This window comes from Chitinophaga sp. CF418 (assembly GCF_900142925.1).
Taxonomy (GTDB): Bacteria; Bacteroidota; Bacteroidia; order Chitinophagales; family Chitinophagaceae; genus Chitinophaga.
In genome coordinates, this window is sequence record NZ_FRCN01000025.1 from 1 (window position 1) to 2,995 (window position 2,995).

Here is a 2,995-nt window from a genome sequence, read left to right on the forward strand (position 1 = left end):
CCAACAGTGCCGACTATAACTACCGCTCAAACACTGACTTCTGATAACACGCCAACTGTAACCGGTACAGCGGAAGCTAACAGCACTGTAACTATATATGTAGATGGTTCAGCAGTAGGTACAACCACCGCTAACGCTGGTGGTAACTACACCTTCACAGTGCCAACACCACTGTCCGACGGTACACATGCATTCACCGCTACATCTACCGATGCAGTAGGTAATACCAGTGCACCAAGTGCTACGCTGAATATCACTATCGATACGCAGGTGCCAACTGTACCAACTATCACTACCGCTCAGACCTTAACATCTGATAATACGCCAACTGTAACCGGTACAGCAGAAGCTAACAGCACTGTAACTATCTATGTAGACGGTACTGCAGTAGGTACTACCACCGCTAACGCTGGTGGTAACTACACCTTCACAGTGCCAACACCACTGTCTGATGGCACACATGCATTCACTGCTACAGCTACCGATGCAGTAGGTAACACCAGTGCACCAAGTGCTACGCTGAATATCACTATTGATACGCAGGTACCAACTGTGCCAACTATCACTACCGCTCAGACCTTAACATCTGATAACACACCAACCGTAACAGGTACAGCAGAAGCCAACAGCACTGTAACTATCTATGTAGATGGTTCAGCAGTAGGCACAACCACCGCTAACGCTGGTGGCAACTATACCTTCACAGTGCCAACACCACTGTCTGATGGCACACATGCATTCACAGCTACAGCTACCGATGCAGTAGGTAATACCAGTGCACCAAGTGCTACCCTGAATATCACTATCGACACCCAGGTGCCAACTGTACCGACAATTACCACCGCTCAGACCTTAACATCTGATAATACACCGACCGTAACAGGTACAGCGGAAGCTAATAGCACTGTAACTATCTATGTAGACGGTACTGCAGTAGGCACAACTACTGCTAATGCTGGTGGTAACTACACCTTCACAGTGCCAACAGCACTGTCAGATGGTACCCATGCATTCACTGCTACAGCTACCGATGCAGTAGGTAATACCAGTGCACCAAGTGCCACCCTTAATATCACTATCGATACGCAGGTGCCAACTGTACCGACTATTACCACCGCTCAGACCTTAACATCCGATAATACACCAACTGTAACTGGTACAGCAGAGGCTAACAGCATCGTAACTATCTATGTAGATGGTTCAGCAGTAGGTACAACCACCGCTAATGCTGGTGGTAACTATACCTTCACAGTGCCAACACCACTGTCTGATGGCACACATGCATTCACTGCTACAGCTACCGATGCAGTAGGTAACACCAGTGCACCAAGTGCTACGCTGAATATCACTATTGATACCCAGGTGCCAACTGTGCCGACGATTACTACCGCTCAGACCTTAACATCTGATAATACACCAACTGTAACAGGTACAGCAGAAGCCAACAGCACTGTAACTATTTATGTAGATGGTTCAGCAGTTGGTACAACTACAGCTAATGCCGGTGGTAACTATACCTTCACAGTGCCAACAGCACTGTCTGATGGCACACATGCATTCACTGCTACATCAACCGATGCAGTAGGTAATACCAGTGCACCAAGTGCTACCCTTAATATCACTATCGATACGCAGGTGCCAACAGTGCCGACTATAACTACCGCCCAAACACTGACTTCTGATAACACGCCGACCGTAACAGGTACAGCGGAAGCTAATAGCACTGTAACTATCTATGTAGACGGTTCAGCAGTAGGCACAACCACCGCTAATGCCGGTGGTAACTATACCTTCACAGTGCCAACACCACTGTCAGACGGTACCCATGCATTCACTGCTACAGCTACCGATGCAGTGGGTAATACCAGTGCACCAAGTGCTACGCTGAATATCACTATTGATACGCAGGTGCCAACTGTACCGACTATCACCACCGCTCAGACCTTAACTTCTGATAACACACCAACAGTAACCGGTACAGCGGAAGCTAACAGCACTGTAACTATCTATGTAGATGGTTCAGTAGTAGGTACAACTACCACTAACGCCGGTGGTAACTACACTTTCACAGTGCCAACAGCACTGTCAGATGGTACGCATGCATTCACAGCTACAGCTACTGATGCAGTAGGTAATACCAGTGCACCAAGTGCTACGCTGAATATCACTATCGATACGCAGGTGCCAACAGTACCGACTATTACTACGGCTCAGACCTTAACTTCTGATAACACACCAACCGTAACAGGTACAGCAGAAGCTAACAGCACTGTCACTATCTATGTAGATGGTTCAGCAGTAGGTACAACTACTGCTAATGCTGGTGGTAACTACACCTTCACAGTGCCAACACCACTGTCAGACGGTACACATGCATTCACAGCTACATCTACTGATGCAGTAGGTAATACCAGTGCACCAAGTGCTACGCTGAATATCACTATTGATACCCAGGTGCCAACTGTACCGACTATCACTACGGCTCAAACACCGACTAGTGATAACACGCCAACCGTAAACGGTACAGCAGAGGCTAACAGCACTGTCACTATCTATGTAGACGGTATTGCAGTAGGCACAACCACCGCTAATGCCGGTGGTAACTATACCTTCACAGTGCCAACACCACTGCCTGATGGCACCCATGCATTCACTGCTACATCAACAGACGCAGTAGGTAACACCAGTGCACCAAGCGCTACCCTGAATATCATTATCGATACGCAGGTGCCAACTGTGCCAACTATCACCACCGCTCAGACCTTAACATCTGATAACACACCAACTGTAACCGGTACAGCAGAAGCTAACAGCACCGTAACTATCTATGTAGATGGTTCAGCAGTAGGTACTACTACCGCTAACGCTGGTGGTAACTATACCTTCACAGTGCCAACACCACTGTCAGACGGTACCCATGCATTCACTGCTACATCAACTGACGCAGTAGGTAATACCAGTGCACCAAGTGCGGGTCTGAATATCACTATCGATA

At 47.9% G+C, this 2,995-nt stretch carries 1 protein-coding gene; it reads left to right on the plus strand.

The genetic code is table 11. From position 1 onward, the window contains the following. Positions 1-2,995 (plus strand): Ig-like domain-containing protein (locus tag F3I09_RS33910; RefSeq protein ID WP_223233474.1); only part of this gene is annotated, 2,995 nt, incomplete at both ends.